At 48.9% G+C, this 16,894-nt stretch carries 17 protein-coding genes; 1 reads left to right on the top strand and 16 read right to left on the bottom strand.

The annotated features are described in order from the left end of the window. Window positions 1-83: 83 nt before the first annotated feature. The 3 genes from G0Q06_RS13135 to glpK all read right to left on the bottom strand — a co-directional run bounded on the left by G0Q06_RS13135 (window position 84) and on the right by glpK (window position 6,916). A complete protein-coding gene (locus G0Q06_RS13135) occupies window positions 84-2,891 on the bottom strand; it encodes a fibronectin type III domain-containing protein (protein WP_163966931.1) in 2,808 nt (935 codons plus the stop codon). Between the two features lie 47 nt (window positions 2,892-2,938). Further along, window positions 2,939-5,125, bottom strand: a complete 2,187-nt coding sequence (locus G0Q06_RS13130) for a glycoside hydrolase family 16 protein (protein ID WP_163966928.1) — start codon at window positions 5,123-5,125, stop codon at window positions 2,939-2,941. Window positions 5,126-5,419: 294 nt separating this feature from the next. Continuing rightward, window positions 5,420-6,916, bottom strand: a complete 1,497-nt coding sequence (glpK, locus tag G0Q06_RS13125) for a glycerol kinase GlpK (RefSeq protein WP_163966926.1) — start codon at window positions 6,914-6,916, stop codon at window positions 5,420-5,422. Window positions 6,917-7,156: 240 nt separating this feature from the next. Here glpK and G0Q06_RS13120 point away from each other — a divergent pair, with 240 nt between their 5' ends. Then, entirely contained in the window at window positions 7,157-8,398 is a 1,242-nt protein-coding gene (locus tag G0Q06_RS13120; protein WP_163966923.1) for an ATP-binding protein, read from the top strand. A 7-nt stretch (window positions 8,399-8,405) separates the two neighbouring features. On the opposite strand, the gene G0Q06_RS14825 is transcribed toward G0Q06_RS13120, so the two are convergent. The 13 genes from G0Q06_RS14825 to G0Q06_RS13055 all read right to left on the bottom strand — a co-directional run bounded on the left by G0Q06_RS14825 (window position 8,406) and on the right by G0Q06_RS13055 (window position 16,885). Then, entirely contained in the window at window positions 8,406-8,672 is a 267-nt protein-coding gene (locus G0Q06_RS14825) for a GIY-YIG nuclease family protein (RefSeq protein ID WP_163967388.1), read from the bottom strand. A gap of 844 nt (window positions 8,673-9,516) precedes the next feature. Then, window positions 9,517-9,996, bottom strand: a complete 480-nt coding sequence (locus G0Q06_RS13110) for a hypothetical protein (protein WP_163966922.1) — start codon at window positions 9,994-9,996, stop codon at window positions 9,517-9,519. Between the two features lie 5 nt (window positions 9,997-10,001). Next, on the bottom strand, window positions 10,002-10,385 hold the full coding sequence (locus G0Q06_RS14930; RefSeq protein WP_163966919.1) for a type II secretion system protein GspG: 384 nt from the start codon (window positions 10,383-10,385) through the stop codon (window positions 10,002-10,004). Beyond that, a complete protein-coding gene (locus G0Q06_RS13100; protein WP_163966916.1) occupies window positions 10,372-10,986 on the bottom strand; it encodes a hypothetical protein in 615 nt (204 codons plus the stop codon). Before G0Q06_RS13100 ends, G0Q06_RS14930 begins: the two co-directional genes overlap by 14 nt. A 280-nt stretch (window positions 10,987-11,266) precedes the next feature. Further along, window positions 11,267-11,674, bottom strand: a complete 408-nt coding sequence (locus tag G0Q06_RS13095; protein ID WP_163966913.1) for a hypothetical protein — start codon at window positions 11,672-11,674, stop codon at window positions 11,267-11,269. 425 nt (window positions 11,675-12,099) lie between these two features. Beyond that, the gene (locus tag G0Q06_RS13090; RefSeq protein WP_163966910.1) at window positions 12,100-12,672 is read right to left on the bottom strand and encodes a hypothetical protein; all 573 of its coding nucleotides are present in this window, start codon (window positions 12,670-12,672) and stop codon (window positions 12,100-12,102) included. A gap of 316 nt (window positions 12,673-12,988) precedes the next feature. After that, window positions 12,989-13,561, bottom strand: a complete 573-nt coding sequence (locus G0Q06_RS13085) for a hypothetical protein (protein ID WP_163966907.1) — start codon at window positions 13,559-13,561, stop codon at window positions 12,989-12,991. An 81-nt stretch (window positions 13,562-13,642) separates the two neighbouring features. Then, window positions 13,643-14,140, bottom strand: a complete 498-nt coding sequence (locus G0Q06_RS13080) for a hypothetical protein (protein WP_163966905.1) — start codon at window positions 14,138-14,140, stop codon at window positions 13,643-13,645. Continuing rightward, window positions 14,130-14,612, bottom strand: coding sequence for a hypothetical protein (locus G0Q06_RS13075; RefSeq protein WP_163966902.1), 483 nt, complete (start codon window positions 14,610-14,612; stop codon window positions 14,130-14,132). The genes G0Q06_RS13080 and G0Q06_RS13075 overlap by 11 nt, the downstream gene beginning before the upstream one ends. 6 nt (window positions 14,613-14,618) lie before the next feature. Beyond that, entirely contained in the window at window positions 14,619-15,035 is a 417-nt protein-coding gene (locus G0Q06_RS13070; RefSeq protein WP_163966900.1) for a hypothetical protein, read from the bottom strand. Window positions 15,036-15,058: 23 nt separating this feature from the next. Beyond that, on the bottom strand, window positions 15,059-15,619 hold the full coding sequence (locus tag G0Q06_RS13065) for a hypothetical protein (protein ID WP_238710837.1): 561 nt from the start codon (window positions 15,617-15,619) through the stop codon (window positions 15,059-15,061). Between the two features lie 281 nt (window positions 15,620-15,900). Then, a complete protein-coding gene (locus tag G0Q06_RS13060; protein WP_163966895.1) occupies window positions 15,901-16,464 on the bottom strand; it encodes a hypothetical protein in 564 nt (187 codons plus the stop codon). Beyond that, on the bottom strand, window positions 16,430-16,885 hold the full coding sequence (locus tag G0Q06_RS13055; protein WP_163966892.1) for a hypothetical protein: 456 nt from the start codon (window positions 16,883-16,885) through the stop codon (window positions 16,430-16,432). The genes G0Q06_RS13060 and G0Q06_RS13055 overlap by 35 nt, the downstream gene beginning before the upstream one ends. Window positions 16,886-16,894 lie beyond the last annotated feature (9 nt).

Below are 16,894 nucleotides of genomic sequence, written 5' to 3'. Positions count from 1 at the left end.
AGGTTGGACCTGTTGTACCCAAAAGGAACCGCGAAATGATCAAGGGCGGGTATTGATTACCCGTTTCTTGAAGATGATACGAATCAGAAGGAGATCACTTGATAGATATAATCTGTCGGTGCCATTGGATCAAACACCGTGATGGTGGAGTCGTCGCCAATGATTTGATCACCCAGGTCGTTCCAGACGGTTTCGGTCCCGAGATCTTCGCTGGCCCATTGGACCTGATAGATAACCCCACTGGCGGCAAACCAGGAAATGCCCACGCCGGGTTCAATGCTGAGCACCAAAGGCAAAGGACCGAAAGGGGATACACTCACGGATGAACTATCAAGGCTCGCTCCACCCGCGCCAATCGCAACGACGACATAGTGGTAGGTCTGGCCATTGAGGAGTCCGGAATCGATGTATGTCAGATCGGTCGTGGTACCGATGGAGTCATAAGGACCGCCAACATCGAAGGCCCTGAACACCTCGTAGCTGGTTGCAAATGGGCTGGCTGACCAGCTTAAGGATACCTGTGAATCGCCTTCAAGGCCCGACACTCCACCGGGAGCAACTGGGGGCGCGAGGATGGGCGTGGCAGAAACAAACGGCGTATCAGCGCTCTCCCCTTCAATGTTCACCGCCGACACTGCGTAGTAATAAGTGGTCCCACCCAGAATCGTGTCGATGTAGCTGACGTTCGGGGGGGTTGTGGATCCGATGATCTCGTAAGTCCCACCGGAGGTATCAGACCGCTTCACGTTATAACTGGTCGGATAGCCGCTTGTGGATCCGGTCCAGCTCAAGGAAACCTGATTATCGCCCGGAGTCGCACTCAATCCGGTGGGTACGCTCGGAGGAGCTGTAACCGCATCCACGACCTTATTGTAATTCTCAGCAACGCGTATTTCATCAACAATGATCTCCCCGCCTCCTGCAACCTGCATGCCGATGCCGGAAATGGTACCGACATCGAAGGTGGTAAGGATCCCGACTTCGGACGCTGTAGGCTCACCTGCGGCATTCATTGTCGGATTCAAATAGGCTGTAATGGTATCGTTGTTGCCCGAAGTATCAAATTGGATCCTCAAGACGACCAGATATGTTGCACCATAGGTGCCCAGAGCCAGATCCTTCAGTTTGGTAGCACCCTGAACACCGGTGCCTGTGGTGTTTATGGAAGCCAGACTCAAGTATCCGTCTGTTGCGGAATTGGGATTCAACCCGAAACCAAAGAAAAGTCCCGACCCTCCGTTTGGAAAGTACACACCATTAATATTTGCGCCCGGATTTCCAGGGCTGGTTTTATAAAGAAAGCTGATCCACCTTTCTCCGCTGGAGAGGGGTTCTGCGAGACTCACCGTTTGCCGGCCAGCAGGCGTGCGCATGGCATTGTTGGCCACCGGAAGCCCGGTATAGGTCAGGCCGGATAGAATCCAGCCGGATACCCCGCAAGTCCAGTTACCGGTAAATCCGTCACCGGTGGTGGGGGTGCCGTTGTCCAGATTATCCTCGACGGGATAGTCAAAAGGCTCATAGGCGCCTGTGTAAGTGGAAGGTGTGGCGCTGGCTTGAGTGGAGTTGATTCCCTCTCCAGTCGCGTTTACTCCAGACACGACATAGTGATAAGCCGTACCGTTAATGGCCGTTGTATCGACATAGCTCGTGGTGGGGGCGGTTGTGGTGCCAATAATATCCGTGTAAGGCCCCCCGTCGATGGTGGACCGCTTCACATTGTAGCTGGAAGGATTTCCGATGGCAGGCGCGGTCCAGGTCAAAGTGATTTGGCTGTCGCCTGAGTTTGCTTCCAGGTCGGCTGGAGCGGTTGGCACTCCAAGGGTGGGCGTTGCGGAAACCGGCGGACTGCTGTCCGCGCTTTCGCCGCCCACATTCACCGCCGACACGACGTAGAAGTAAGTCGCACCACCCGTTACTGAATCGGTGTAGCTCACAGTCGGTGAGGTTGTGGTGCCGATTGTACTGTAGCTCCCTCCGCTTGTGGTCGCGCGTTTTACGTTGTAGCTGGTTGGACTGCCCGTGGCTGGGTTCCAGCTCAAGCTGACAGAGTTGTCGCCGGACGAATCGACCATCAACCCGGTTGGGGTCGCGGGAGGGGAAGCCCCATTGGAAGGCGTCACATCAGCCCACGTTGTACCCAGGCGAATCTCGTCGGTTTTCACAATCGAACCACCCAATGCCGTCAGGAAGTCCTGGATCTTGTTCATCGCGGTATATGAACCGGTAAACGTTCCGCTTGCCGCTGGCTCTGAAGCGCCGGGGGTTGGATTGATCCAGATACTTCCGCTTTTATAATAGGTACCGGCAGAATCCTTATCGAATTTCACCACGATGAAATAGGTGGTATTAAAGTTGATGGTTTCGGAGGCCGTTCCCAGAACGGTCCCACTTCCATTGGCGACCGTGGCCACACCGAAAGTCCCGGAGGAAGTCATTCCCATGTAATACCCTTCGTTGGAAGCAGCACCGTTATCGACAGCAAACCCACTTTTGTTGGCCGTGTAGGAGGGGGCATTGTATAGAAAACTTACATACACTGAAGGAGTCGTGGATGGGAGGATTGCAGTGGCGAGATTTTCACCGTGGTAAGGCACTGAGGTGCTCCACTGTAAGGCATTATTGGAGACCTGTAGACCGGGATACGTCAGTCCGTCCACAATAGTGGTTCCCGCTCCGCCTGAAAACCATGTGGCTGTGAATCCCCCGCCCGTTGTCGCGGTGGGGACGCCTGTTGCCGTGGTGGGGGTGCCTCCATTGAGGGCTCCCAGCGGGTAATCAAAGGGCTCGTAGGCGAGGATGTCAGCGCTTGCAATGCTTGTCATCATCAGGAGCACCAGACTCACGGTCAGGGAGGCGAGACTCGATTGAAATTTGTTTAAACTCTTCATAATATTCACCAACTCATACTGTTTAAAATTTATCGGGCTCATACCCTTTACGGCGTTTCAATGACCCGGTAGAACCTTTTGGTATCCCCGGGGCCAAAAGGATCAAAAATGGTTTTTCTAGTCCAGTCGCCCTCAATGACCTGACCCATATCGGTCCAAACTGCGCCGGGGCCGAACTCAGTTGCCCATTCCATGGTGTAGGTCGATCCGTCGGTAGAGGGCCAACTGATGCCAAAACCCCTTTCGACAACTGACGGAACAACAGTGGTTACGAAGGCGATGCCGCCTGAGTAGTAGATGTCGTCCAACTCAATGTCTGAGATCGCCGTATCGACTCCCAAAATCTGGAAGAGCTGGCTGACCTGGGTGAGATCCGTATCGCCAACAATGTCGGCTATCGGGATCTCAATGTTGTGCCAATTTCCGTCGCGGATAAATCCGTACGGATCGCTGCCCGGAGCAAACTTGATCCAGACTTGCCCGACACCGGCGGGTCCCTCATTGGCCCATCCTTCCGGGGAGGGTGGTCCAATGACGTTTCCGCTCTTCATGCCGACATAAAACGTCGTGGAAGAATTGGTCTTCATTGAAAAATTGAGTTTTCCGTTCGGATTATCCCAGGCCGAAAGGTCATACTTGACTGCCGGGGTAAAGGCCGCACCAAACCACTGAAGACCCGGTGCTGAGGTAAAGCTCAGGCTCTCAGTACCCTCGTATGGACTTTGCGCTACCGGATTCAGCGTCTCGCTCCAGATGAAAAACTCACCATCAACGCCCAGCAGGTATTCGCCGGCAGTTTTGTTGGCAGGCGTTTCAGTGTACACGCCGAAATTGCCGCTCGAAGGTCTCGGCCTGACAACGCTCGGTTCCCAGTAAACATTGTCGATTGACAAGGTCGTGGAAGCGGAAGCCGAGTCCGCGGCGATCATGAAAATCTGATGTATTGTATTGAAGTCCGCGTTAGCATATCCGTTCAGCGGAATGCTCACGGTGTGCCAAAGACCGTCACGGGCAAATCCGAGGCCGGCAGTCCCGTCCCCAATCCATTGCCAGGATTCGCCACCACGGGAACTCTTGACACCGATTTTAATGTCATCGGTCAAAGTCGTCTTGATATCAAAATGGAGGAACCCGTCCGAATAGTTTTTCATATTGCGGAAGTTGGGGAGAAAGACCCCCATGCCGAACCACTGGCCCCCAGCGATATCAAATGTCCATACCTCGCTGCCTTCAGAAGTATCCCCGGGCACCGCCGCCTCGGTCATGTTGTTCCAGGTAAACAGCGCTGCCTCAGATCCGTATTCAAACCCCGGTTCGTCACCTGTCAGGTACGCGAGGGAGTTATCGACGGGCGTGGTTTCTGTGAAGACGCCAAAGAGACCGGTCTCTTCCGTATCGGCACTTAGGAAGATTTCTGTATCCGGATTGTCCTGAAGACGAATCCAGTCGATGTACATTTTGGCACTGGATCCTGCGGTTGGCAAGGCCGTCACGCCGGATGGATCGGTAACCCCGGTGTAGGAGCCTTCCCAACCGCCAATGGCAAGGTTCAGAATCGGAAAGTGCGGCTGGTGAAACTCGGTCAGGTAGGCCGGTGTGATGTCCCAGCTCGCGAATTGGACACCATCGAGAAAGAAGGTCAGCGAGGACGGGGTCCAATCAATTCTATAAAGATGGTAATCTTGGCTCAGGTCAACTGCCGCATCGATCCACTCCGCTGCAAATTCATATTCATCCGCGGCATTTGAATAGTGTATCGCGCTGTTAATGCGCTCCTGTTGTTTTCCATCCGTGATTCCGCTTGCAGCACCCATCTCGACAATGTCGATCTCGCCGGCGGCCGGCCACAGAATGCCAGGGAAATTATTCCCGAGCAGCCAGAATGCCGGCCACAAGCCATTGGCGGTATCGGGCATTTTAATACGGGCTTCGAGCGTCCCATATTTGAATGCAAAGCGGCCCTGCGTGTTCAGACGTGCAGAGGTGAACGCTTTTCCAAAATAGTCCTCGCGAAATGCCTCGATGACCAGGTTGCCGTTGTCGATATACGAATTCTTTGCCCGCGAGGTGTCATATTCAAGCTGACCGTTGCCAAAGCCATGGGAAGCCACATCCCATGTCCAGGTTTCCGTATCGATCTCCGTTCCGTTGAATTCATCCTGCCACACGATTGCGGAATGAGCTGAGGTGCCAGCGAGAAACAGCATCGCGAGATTGAGTATTGTTGCTTTCATATGCATAAAATTGCCTTACCTGTGTTTGCCAAGGAAGCTTACCGGTGTCTGGCCGCTCGGGCAGCCGTTAAATAGAGGGTTTTCCTGATGCCGGTGATTGGGGTAGCGGGGTTTAAACTGATCAGATAGTCCGATCGGACCTAGAGCCTCCCGTCCCGTTTCATAACTGTCAACCGCAAAGGTGCAATTAGGTGCAATTGCTGCGGGGGTGGCTAGTTTAGACCAATTTGTGCCGGTCTCCAGACGAAATATATGAGCTTTGGCATCAGCCCAGTTGAGGCTGCATCAGGCTAGTTAGTGCTTCCAGCCCAGGCTGCGCGAGACGGCATCATTCCAGCTATCAAGGAGCGGCTGTATCTCTTCAGCCGACCTGTTTGGCTGAAAGTGGTCGGCTTCTGCCCAATTGTTGTAAATTTCTCCCATGTCTCCCCAATATCCAACGGCAAGACCGGCGAGGTAGGCTGCCCCGAGGGCGGTTGTCTCAACGCATTTGGGCCGGACAACCTCACTTTGAAGGAGATCTGCCTGGAATTGGAGCAGGGGATCACTGCGGCTGGCGCCTCCGTCCACGCGCAGTTGCGCCAGGGGAAGCCCTGAGTCTTCCATTTGGGCGCGAACGAGGTCAGCCACCTGAAAGCCTATTGACTCAAGCGCTGCCCGGCACAGGTGGGCCCGGTTGGTCCCGCGGGTGATCCCGATAGCCGTTCCGCGGGCTTGGGGATCCCAATGGGGAGCGCCCAGCCCGGTGAAGGCCGGGACAAGGAACAGGCCGTTGCTGTCTTTTACTGTAGTGGCCAACTCATTACATTCCTGTGCCGAAGAGATGATCTGCAGTTCATCCCGCAGCCACTGTATGACGGCGCCGCCAATGAAGACGGAACCCTCGAGGGCATACTCTGTGCGGTTCCCGATTCTCCAGGCAATTGTCGTGAGCAGCTTGTGCTGCGACTGGATGGGAAGGGCCCCGGTATTCATGAGCAGGAAGCACCCGGTGCCATAGGTGTTCTTCGCCATCCCTTTCTTGAAGCATGCCTGTCCAAACAAGGCGGCCTGCTGGTCCCCGGCCACTCCCGCGATGGGGATGCCATGTGGCAGAGGGCCTTCCTCTGTGTATCCAAAAATCTCTGACGAGGATTTCACTATTGGAAGCATTGCCTCGGGAATGTAAAGCAGGCCTAGGAGCTCCCGATCCCACTCAAGGGAATGGATATTGAAGAGGAGGGTCCGGCTCGCGTTCGAGACATCTGTCACATGTGCCTTTCCGCCGGTCAGTTTCCAGATGAGCCATGAATCAATCGTGCCAAAAAGGACTTCTCCGCGCTCAGCCCGCTCCCGGATTCCTCCGATATTCTCAAGAATCCAATGGATCTTTGTCCCGGAAAAATAAGGATCAAGCAACAGACCCGTCTTCTTGCGGATCACTTTGGAGCAGCCTTCCTCTTTCAGCCGGCCACAGAGATCAGCGGTCCGGCGGTCCTGCCAGACAATTGCCGGATGGATCGGCTTGCCGGTTGCCTTATCCCAGACCACAACGGTTTCACGCTGGTTGGTGATGCCGATGGCAGCGATATCCTGAGCACCTAATCCGGCGGCCTCAATTGCTCGGGCAGCGGCCATGCATTGGCTTTCCCAGATCTCCTCCGGATCGTGCTCGACCCATCCCGGTTGTGGGTAATGCTGCTTGAACTCCTTCTGGACAGTACTCACCGCCTTGCCGGAGCGGTCAAAGACAATTGCCCGGGAGGAAGTCGTTCCCTGATCAAGGGCGAGGATGTATTGTCTCCTATCCATGCATTCGCTCCGGGTGTGAGTAAACGCCAGTCCGCCAATTTGGTCAATACCCGGAATAGAGGTGCAGGGAAATGCGGGAAAAGGTCGGGAGATTGGCAAATAATTGGCAAATCTGGCTCACCATTTTTGGGCAGGACTCGCTCAGGTCTGGGTTTAATTCTTTAAATTGGCCGGTGTTAAATTTTGAATTGGCTGAAAAAAAACTTTAAATTGGCTGATATTTTATTTTAGATTAGCCGTATGCCGGAAAACGCTCTCTATCCCCGTTTCCTGAAAGATCGCCTGGAGGAAGCTCTAAAGGACACACCGGTCGTACTCATTCACGGACCGAGACAATGCGGGAAAACAACCCTTGCCAAGATGCAGGGTGCGGAGCTGGGGTATGACTACTTTAGTTTTGATGATGATGGACTCAAGGAGGCTGCAGCTGAGGATCCCCAGGGCTTCGTCGGGAACTTGCCTGAAAAAGTCATTTTGGACGAAGTCCAACGAACACCTGAGCTTTTTTCAGCGATAAAGCTACTGGTTGACCGGGACAGAAAACCAGGACGTTTTATCCTGACGGGATCAGCCAACATCCTGACGATTCCAAAGTTATCGGATTCCCTCGCAGGCAGGATGGAGATTCTGAGACTGTGGCCACTCTCCCAATCGGAGATGCTGGGATCAAAGCCGGGCTTTATCGAAAAACTCTTTACAGCCGACTTTAAGATTGAATCAACCAAACGGATGGGAATTGAACTCGCTGAAAAAATTGTGGGTGGCGGATTTCCTGCAGCGCTGGCGCGACAAACGGAACGCCGACGGGAAAACTGGTACAGGGACTACACAGACACGCTCATCCAGCGAGACATCCAGGACCTCGCACGGATTCAACATTTGGAGGCGTTACCTAAACTTGTGCAGCTGCTGGCAGGTCAGTCCGCTCAACTGTTGAACATTTCAAAACTTGCATCGCCATTCGAAATCTCTAACCCGACGATTAAGGAATATGTGACCTTATTAAAGCGGCTGTTCCTTGTTGATGAATTACAACCCTGGTTCAGTAACCGGATGAGTCGACTGGTTAAATCCCCGAAGATCCATCTCGGTGACACCGGCCTTGCCTGTTCCCTTCTTGGTTTGGATGCCGACTCGCTGATGGAAGAAAGGTCGATGTTTGGCCAACTTCTTGAATCGTTCGTTTATCAGGAGTTGCGAAAACTGGCGAGTTGGCATGAAGAGCGATTGGACTTCTTCCACCTGAGAGGGAAAGATGGAATGGAGGTTGATTTCGTCCTGGAAAGGAAGGGCAGGGAGATTGCTGGGATTGAGGTGAAAGCTTCGGCAACAGCCAAATCCTCCGACTTCTACGGGCTGAGAAAACTACAGCAGGCTCTCGGCAAGCGATTCAAATGCGGCATTGTCCTTTATGACGGGGAAACGGTTATACCGTTTGGAGGTCAGCTGTTTGCCATACCCATAAGCCTGCTCTGGAAGTGACGAGTGGCTACGCCATCAACCGTTTCCTGGCAAAAGCCTTGCCCGAATGGGATTTCAGGTATCGTTCAAAGGCGAGAGCGGTGTGTTTATCTGTAAGTGCGATTGCCGTTTCAATTTTCCAGGGGCAAAATTTCCCAGTATGAAACGTTTTACCCGAATTGTGTCTTCTCAACCTTCTGTTAAGGTCATTTGTGTAGCCAATATAAGTCTGTGTTGGAAAGGGAATGCTTCGGAGGATGTAGACATAATGAAACTTGGAGGTTGATTCATTCATTTCCTCATATTTTGGCTTCATTAACTTTTGGCTAGAACGTAGATCAGCCAGATTTAGGTATCCTGCTTCATTTATGTAATCGGCCTGTGCCCTTTATTGTAACGGATTGCAATCTGAGAGTAGCAAAAACAGCCCATGCTACACTTCGTTTCGCAGGGCACGCTTCGTCTTAGCCTCGCCTCTGCGTGGCTGCGCCACGCGAAGCTCCCGCCTGCGACTGCCGTCTTCGGCGGGCGCGGCGGAGAGCGAAGCGTGGTACTCAGGGCGGGACTTGAACCCGGCTGAGTTGTTCCGCTCCCTGCATCTGTTTTCACTTCCCGTTATCTGACAGCATCTTGTGAAACGATGGACCGGAATGGAGATGCAGGGAAATGCGGGAAAATGTCCGGAGATTGGCAAATAATTGGCAAATCCAGATGCCTGATTTGGTTTCACTTCGAGGTTTGAGGGTAGGGGATACCTTCATTGGGCCAATGAGGGATTTGCCCAAAGATCTTCTACCACCTCAGGTGACTCTGAACATAAAGATCCCAGCAAATAACGACTTTCTGACCATTACTGAGTGTTGCACTCACTGAATACAAGCAATCAGGATTTTCGGTTTTCTCGATAGTAGTTGAATCGATCGTTAATCCCTCAAGATTGCGCGATCGAATCTCTTCCATTAGCAGCATTTGAGAGTACTTAAGCAGTTCAATTGAATCCATGGGGTATTCTGACTTTCCCTCAATAGCGATTGCCTCATTCGTTGCCTCCTGGTCAGGAGTTGTTGCCTTTGATTCCGTCTGTCCTGAGGAGTCACAACCGAACAGCAAAATTGCTACAAGCATTGTAAGTATAGTTCTCATTCTCCTGGTTTCCTCCAGATAGTTTCGGTGTAATGACGGACATTCACGATTCTATTGTACTGCAGTGGGTCACTAACCCCCATTAATTCCATGAAACTTTGAAGCGTTGGGCTACTCGCAATGTCTTGCGGTCCATAAATTGTCATCACGGAAGAACCCAGATACTCGGTCCCACCAAAAACGTAATCTGAATTCACAAAGAAGGTTTCCCTGCTGTACCGCAGAACCGGCGTTATTGTATCATCAATTCCAAGGAACTGCTTTATTTGATTCCGAGTTCTAGAATCGATGTAATCAAGATCGCTGAGGAAGGTGCTGAACTTCTCCAATAATTTGGCCGCACCCCCAAATCTGGCAAGAACCGTGTCGTTCACGGGGTAGTATTCGTCGGTTGTAAAGAATAGGACTTCCTCTTTTGTTTCCTGCCTTGTCTGTCCCCCCTGGGCCAAAGGTTTTTCGAATGACGTCGTAAGCATAGGTTTCACCAGTTGCCGATGTCATCATCACTGGGAACTCCGTCCGGACCAAGAGACCAGAGATCATATGAATTAGGATTATGGATTCCAGGAGAGACGTATTGATACCGATTACCCCACGGATCTAAGGGGATCTCAATGACATACGGCCCTTTCCAATTAATGTGAGTCTCGCTATCCGGCCTATTCACGAGAATGCCTATGCCTTCCATTTGAGAAGGGTACCTTCCCACGTCTATCTTGAACTCGAGCAAAGGTTTACTCAGCGAGTGTTCTGCGAATAGTTTTGCCGATTCCTCCTTGGTGTTGTAAGATTCCCGACAGCTGGGAAAAAGGAGAAATACAATCGCGCAGAATGCCAACCAAAAGCTGTTTTTAGAATCCTTCATTTCGACATTGGATGATTTTGTTAACTTCTTCACCCGAAGGAGCACCTTCTATATTTCCCAAATCCCGTCCTATTGGATCAAAGTACTTGGTGAAGCCATTATCGTCGTTCGGCCCAAGAATTCGCATGTCAAGAGCCGGAGTCACTAAGAGGAGCGGCATTTCTTTATTGTGCACAAACGCGTTGTCACTTCTGCGCTCACCCATTGAAAAATTTTCACTGGCGATACCTTTACCAAGTGGATGATTGTGATAAAAAGCTATGTTATCCTTAAACCAAGTACGGTATCCATGCAGGACTATCGACCAGCTACCACCAAATCCACCTGTAGGTTTAGTAAATGAGTATCCTTCACCTACTTGATAAACCGATCCTCCATATTCTCCGTTCCAGTCATCCGCCTCTGCGCGCACAGCAGTTTCAATTCCCGCCGCAACCAACGCTTGATTATCAGTGTCGTAAGTAGTCCGTCCAGGCTGGGAATTATAATAGTTATTCCACCGCTTAGCCAACTGGTCGCAATCCTCTTTATTTGGTTTCCACTGCTCCCCTTGGGCCGAGGAGGGATCAACTTTAATCAAGCAGGCACTTCGTTGACTCATTATCGAAGCCAGTTAGATGATGTAATCGCTCGCGATAACTAATATAGCAAGAACCCAAGAGATGGATCCAATCAATTTCAGATGCCTGCGTGCCGTTGGAGATAATAGAAGCAGCAAGAAAAAACCACCGAAGGCTAGGCAGAATATCGAGATCACTCCATAAATTGAAAATCCGATAATTCGTTCAGGCGTTGTATTCCACCAATACAACGTAAATATAATTAGCATCGGAAGCCCGCTTGAGATAAGGAATCCCGTTTGATCTACGGCAACCTGTACCTCAATTACTCGGTGGGCAATTTTCATCGTATTCATTCTGAAGGTTCGCTTGTTGTCTCTGAAACGTCTTCAGGTTCAGGTCGGTCATCCCGAATGCAGTATCAAGCTCCGTAAAGGCATCATTCAACCAGCCAGGAGAATCTAGGGCCCATAAAAGACCTGCAGCAGTGCCGCCATATTGAACAGCATCGACAACTGCTTCAGATCCTAGCGAGGATCGTCTTGCTGCATCACCAGCCGATCTTGCATTAACAAGTGCCACGTCAGTTGAAACAGGATGCCTGGGGACTATATAATCTCCCCTTGCTGCAAAAGGAGCCCGACTTCTCGAAAAGGCTTGAGCGGCTGCTTTACCTGCGCTTTTGAATAAAGACTCGGCCAGACCATATAAGCCAACTACCGTACTCATGATAACCTGCCTTTGGGCGGTGCCTGCAGCATTCATGTAATCCCGAGCCTCACTGGGCATCTGCTCATTGATTATATTCCACGCGTGTGCCGACAGTGCATTGATTCGTGCCTTTAGATTATTACAATCATCCTCCGTGTACCGATCCTTCCTTTGGGCCAATGAGGGAGCTGAGAACATTTTGATAATCAAACCCATTACAATTCATCCAACCCAATGTAGAATCAATAAAAAGGAAGCCAGAATAAGGTATATCGTCCCTACCACAAATACTATAGCAGTTAGCACATCGAAAATCCGCAGGATTATGATAAAGGGGAGAAAGTCTACTTCTTGGGTCCATGGTAGAAATTGCTTCCGTTTAAAAAGCATCGTACCTGAAGAAGCGACCAGCAAACTCAGAAATAGTACTGCTAGCAATTCGCTCATTCGCAGTTCTCCTTATAGTATGCTTCAAGTGCAGCTTTTCCATTCAAGGTACCGGTCGAAAAAGAATAGGATGGAACCTCCATTCCCGAAGAAGGGTCAGTCACTCCAGATAGGGCGCCCAGGCCGAAGCCGAGCCCACCACCAGCAGAACCTGAACTTCCAGTCAATTCACCTGTCTGGGGGTTTCCAAAGAAATCTAGACTTGTAGATACTGCACCGCCGAATCCGACAGCGGCTCTTCCAGTGACGTAGAGTGATTCAGAAAAACCCTGATTAGGCATAGTTGAAGAACCGACAGCTGGACCCGTTGTCACGAATCCTCCCATCCCGATAGTATCCAAAACACTTACACTATCCTGCACGGAAACGGCGAAATTTAGGGGATCTCGCCAATTTATGCTAGCGGTAACTGCAACGTCCACACTCACTCCCTTACCCGACATATTCTTGGCTAATGGAATACCAAATAGTCCATCCACTGAGAACGATCCTGAGGCTGCACCGTCGTCAATGCCCAAGACGTCTAGAAAAAAACCACCAACTGCTCCAACGAAATTGTTGGCAGCCAATGCTGCCTTAATTCCAGCGCAATCCAGACCAAAAGGTAATTTGCCCTTATTCCCTTGGGCCAATGAGGCAGGCTGAATTTTCAAGCAAACCATTCCGAGCAAGATTTATGACTTTCTATGTGGTCTGACATTTTGCCATTTCCTTAAAGGCCATAGGGCAAAAGACAGTCCGCCAAAGATAATCGCTACGGGGATCAACTCGACCTCAACTCTTCCTTCAATTAACCACTGCCTCAGGAATTCTACGGAGGCTACAGCGAACGCTAATACGCAAAAAATCCCGATAAGCTTAAAGAAGAGTATCAGAAATGAGTTTTCAGTTGTCCCCACAGCCGTACTCCTCCCATTTGTTTTGAAGGTTCTGTAATGTCTCGCCTCCAGTAACGTCAGCATTAATTCGGCGACTTATAGATTCTTGCAATCCGCGTCTATCAAGAGCTTCTCCATGCTTGCGTCCGAAATACTCGATACCCATCGCAGTCCCGTTGCCCAGAGCTGTTCCAACTGCGGCAGGCCAAAACACGACTCCAGCGAAACTTCCCACGGAACTTGCTCCGTAACGTATTGTCCCTCCAGTATCTCCCTGAGAAAATGAATCGTAGGCATTAACCGAATCTAAGACGCCGCCTGCGACACTTAGCACAGTACCCCCTGCTTTAATGACCTTACCTGCTGATCCAGTTAAAAAACTGCCACGGAATCCCTCAGTGGTAATTTGACTGTACCCATATACGAGGGGCTTCCCAGTGGACATCGACCAAAGAGTGTCTCCTACCACAATGCCCGTAGCCCCAATCCCAGAAAGGCTTATACCTGATGAGAGTTGATCCAAAAAGCCTGAAGTATCACCACCTAACTGCTCGAATTGCTGCAACTCCAGATCAATCATACTCATATTTCTGGCAGCAATGTCCCTGACTGTCGCCATTTGGGACTCTATGCCATCGCAGCGAGGATCCCTACTTTGGGCCTAAAAACCCTCCTTCAGACATGATGGAAGATCGGGAAAATCAGGCAGCAAGCTAGGCGTAAAAGGAAAACTTCGGAAGTACCATTTGGATTTACGGTAACTCCAAAACATAGCGCTAACTTCCGCTTTGCCTATCGGATCCTTTCCTGAAAGGTGCTTTATAATAACAATACCCGTGTTTCCATAAACCTTGATTGATTGGACTTCATATACCTTGAAGCCTCCAAGTTGGACAACATAGAAGGCACTTTCCGATTGTGACAATGCTGTTTTGTAATTCTCATCTGCCATATCTTCAACTTCAGCCCCATTTCCACCATCCAACGCATCTTTCAACGCCAGGACTCGAGCATGTAGATTGCCAATTTTCTCAAGCCTTTCTTGTTCCTCTACAGAAACGTCTCTCGAAAGAAATTCCTCAAGAGAATTTGTGGCATTCGAAGATCCGACAGCCAAACACAGAGTGAATGTGAGTAACCAAATTTTTTTAATCACCATAAATACTTGCTCCGTAAACAATTATAACTTTATCCATTTTGACGTACGGTTTGACAGTTGGAACTGCTCTATATTGAATTACTGGATTTTTAAGGCCTAAATAACCTTTGAACCTAAAGTGCTCCATAATTGGCTGGGAGAGAGGCAAGGTCCGCGTGTATGATTGTTGATCAATTAAGTCCCAATTCTGATAGATTTCATCTACAGTTGAAGGGATGAGGCTTTTAAGCCCAGACTTGCCAACACCGAAAGCAAGATCTTTGGCTGCTTTAGGCATGCCTAACAATGCCTTGGCCGCTCCTGCCAACGCTTCATTAAGTTCTTCGGAGGCAGTCATTCCATAAAATCTTTCTTCAATGTGCCAACTGACTTGATGATCCGCCTGTAGAGCCTCTATCTCGCTAATACTATCTACTTCTTTATAGCCTAAATCCTCCTCCTCTTGGGCCAAGGGTTGTGCTTGAAGGATCATCCTATCCTAATATGGCGTTGTTTGTATTCGTAGCCGTATCAACTCCTTGTCTTTGTTATAGAATGCCCTTAAATGAACTGATGCATTTTCTCCTTCTTCCGCACGCTGCAAGAGAAGTGGAATCGCAACTTCGTAGTGGAATTCCGTGATTTCTCCATGGTTATTCTGAATAGGAATTGGCTTTTTACGTGATTTCAAGTAGTGATTCGATCGCATCTTGCTAGAATACTCTGAAAATTCACTTCCTAGCAGTTCAACGGCAGAATCGTACTGTTGAAGTCCTTCGTAATGAGAGAGAAGAAATTTCTCAATTTCCGCTTCTTTCCCATGCTTCAAAATATCAGCAATTTCGAAATCAGTGCACGATGCAAAGCAACCTGAAAGAAAAAAAGAAATTAGAGTTATTAATGATAAAAATGTCATGTGAATACTCATCTTGAATTCCTTTATTTATAGAATCTACTTGGTGCAGGGGAAAAGAACCCAGGGTATTGATTTACGGATCCATACCATTTGGAAATGGTGCCGTTACCTCCAGAATGACGGATCAATCCCGAAGAAAAAGAATTACAATTTCCATACCTCTGTTGCCCTAAAAAGAAATTGGGTATCGGATGATAGGTAAACCCAGCACTATTGAAATTTGACACTCCCGATAGCGCATTTGATATATATGTTAATTCGCTCATCCCAGCAGGGGTTCTAATGTCAGCAACTTTCGTCAAATCGGCGTATACCGCAGGCGAATCTCTGTCATAGTTAACTTTCGCTACCAAATTTGACCCTTCTTTGTATCCTGCGATAATCAAGTGTGCCTTACCGCCAGCATCGACGAGGGGATCGTATCCATATTCAGCGAGCATCGCATCAACAGCCTCCGGGTCTGTTGGGTAGATGACCAAGGCAGAATGCTGTCCAAATTCTCCTGCAGCATCGGTCGGTCTAGAGTATAAACCACCTTCAACCTTCTGCCCCCTTTGGGCCAAAAGGGGATCATTAATTTTCAAATACACCATCTCTAAGTATAAAACCTATCCCATATCCAATAAGATAAAACTAAAAGTGAAATAGCATAAGCAGTTAGTCCAATTATATAAGAATTATTTCTACTTGTTTTCTCGATAATAATCGAATGAATTCTCATTGTAATGTAGATTGCTAAGAGTCCTCCGATTATCAAAATATATGGAGATAATTTGAATAAAAAGTATTCTCCGCAAAATAAAATACTATCGAAAATAACAAGAATTCAGGCCCAAAAAACCAGAATGGATAACGTTTTTCTTCACTACTCTTCACAATGTTTTTCATAAGTTTCATTGAGGTGACGAATTTGCCACAAAGTGCGTCCATGGTTAAACTCTAACTCTTGTGAATATACATCAATGTTGTAATATAGCGCATCCTGAGCTCTTGCGTTCAGATCAAATCCGATAATCTCTGTAAAACTACCTCTGATTGTATCATCAAAAATTGTCTGGCCCATTTCAGCGACCTCATATGCTTCAGTAAGCGATTCCCGAATTGCTTTATTCGTACTTTTAGAATAAGTGAATATGTTGGCGTCTGACCAAAGATTAGATGCCCATTTACGGGCTTTTCCAAACATCTTTGTCGCGCCCCTAAAAGCATTCAGTCCAGATAAAACAGTATCTACAGCAATTGTTGTGACGCCTATTAGTTCGGTATCTTGAATAAACTCATTTATAGATTTGTAATCTCCGATCTGTTCTTTCCCTATCTTTGATTGGAAAGCAATCTTTGATAGTAAGTTATCACAATCCTCCTTCGACCACTTCTCCTCTTGGGCCAAAGATTCATTTCTTCGTGTAAAAGCTAATCTCTCCACCATTCATCATCCCGATTAATTCAGTTAAGGGAAGATTTTCCACAGGTAAAACGGCGTACTCATAGGTGCTAAACATAGCCAATGTGTTGTATCCATAAAAAGTTAAATGAAATCCAAAAATCTGGGCAGGAGCATGTATGTCGCGACCAGCACCAGTAAATTCAATTGTTTTCCGTGCCGAATCCAATTTTTGATTGTTATAATATTTCCAAGCCTCGATTGTAATTCGCTTGGGAGTATCAACTTCATAGTCGCATACCACAATAGATTCGCCTTCCTTTATGAGGATAGTCCCTGCTTCGGGAAGAAGGATGTACCCATTTTTATCAAATATTCTAGCTTCCGAAGGGAAAACTAAAGGCTCCTCTTTTGAGCATCCAAGCCCAGCAAAAAACACCAGTATTACTAATAAAAAATTCTTCATTAGAAGATC

This window comes from Oceanipulchritudo coccoides (genome assembly GCF_010500615.1).
In the GTDB taxonomy this organism is placed as follows: domain Bacteria; phylum Verrucomicrobiota; class Verrucomicrobiia; order Opitutales; family Oceanipulchritudinaceae; genus Oceanipulchritudo; species Oceanipulchritudo coccoides.
The sequence above is the reverse complement of the archived record's forward strand: the minus strand, read 5'-3'. Positions and strand labels throughout refer to the sequence as shown.